Below are 1,373 nucleotides of genomic sequence, written 5' to 3'. Positions count from 1 at the left end.
GCACCGATCAGTACCCGGGTCCCCGCGCCGTCACCGAGGGCGCGTCGTGCGGCGTCCCAGAACACCTGATGGCCCTCGGTGAAGGTGCCGGCGGCCCGTGCTGCGGCCAGCGCGGTCGCTCCGGCCAGCGCGCCGGGCTTGCGGTGAAGGATCTCCAGGTAGTGGTCCAGCAACAGGTCCTCGCTGCCTTTGTGCAGGCTGCGCGGGTGCCGGGCCACGATCACCCCGCCGGCGTGGACGACGACGGTGCTCGCTCCGAGACGGGCCTCGACCCGGCGCCCGGCCAGCCGGGCGGGCACCGAGTAGTAGGACTGGCGCACGCAGATCCGGGCCTTCGCGTCCACCCGGCAGGTCAACGGCGCGGTCACGTCGAACACCCCGCCCGGGAGCGGGCGCAGCACCTGCAGCTCGCGGGCGCCAGCCTGCCCGACGGTCTCGACCCGGGCGGCGATCCGCCGCCCGTCATCCAGCTCGTCGGCCGCGGCCAGTGTCGCGTTGAGCGCGGCCAACGACTCGGCGTGCGGGACCGGGGTCAGATGGCGGCGGCGGAACCGGCCGATCTCCCCCTCGACCCCGCCCTTCTCGTGCGCCCCTTGGATGCCGGGCAGGCAGAAGAACGAGTCATAGCCGTAGTGGCTGCGCAGCCCGACGAAGCGTTCGTTCTCCCACCGGCCCCGCCCGAGCAGCACCCGGATCACCGCGGGGGTCAGGTTGTCGTAGCGGATCATCCCGGTCGGCACCCCACCCAGCACCGTGAACGCGCGGACGTGTCCGTCGAGAAAGGACTCCTGGGACTGGTTGGCATACGCGATGTGCACGGCCTTGCCCGAGTGCGACAGCCGCAGCACGAACATCCACAGCTTCACCACGATCCCGGCGATCACCGCCCGGAACTCCCCGAAGTCGACCTCGGCCTCGACTCCGGGCGGGTGGGTCTGGGGGACCATCACCTGGCGGCGGTCGAGCCCGACCTCGATCTTCAGCGCCGCGACCATGGCGCGCACGCTCGACTCGGCCACCTGCGCTCCTTCCTCCTCGATCAGTCGCTGCCACACCCGCCGGGCGGTGTGGCGCTGCTTGCGCGGCGCGTCCAGGTCCGCGACCAGCCAGCCGCGGACCGTGGCTGCGTGCGGGCCCAGCGCGGGCGAGACCCGCACCGGCGCCTTCGGCGCCGGCGGCACCGCGTCCGCGAGGGCTTGGCGGACCGTGCGACGGTGCACCCGATGCCGTGCGGCGAGCGCGCGGACCGACAACCCCTCATCGCGCTGGTCACGTCGGATACGTTCGAACTGCTCCACTCTCGACTTCTCCTTCAGAGCACTTGCCTTCCGTGATCGCCTTGGCAGACGTCACGGACAGTAAGTGCAGGTAGG

The 1,373-nt window shown here is 72.0% G+C and carries 1 protein-coding gene; it reads right to left on the bottom strand.

Translation table 11 applies throughout. The features are described 5' to 3' along the window. On the bottom strand, positions 1–1,298 hold a 1,298-nt coding region (istA, locus tag ACFPFQ_RS48275), incomplete at its 3' end, for an IS21 family transposase (RefSeq protein ID WP_379630066.1). Positions 1,299–1,373 lie beyond the last annotated feature (75 nt).

The organism is Pseudonocardia sp. GCM10023141, assembly GCF_042653605.1.
This window is presented reverse-complemented; position numbering and strand designations above follow the sequence as displayed.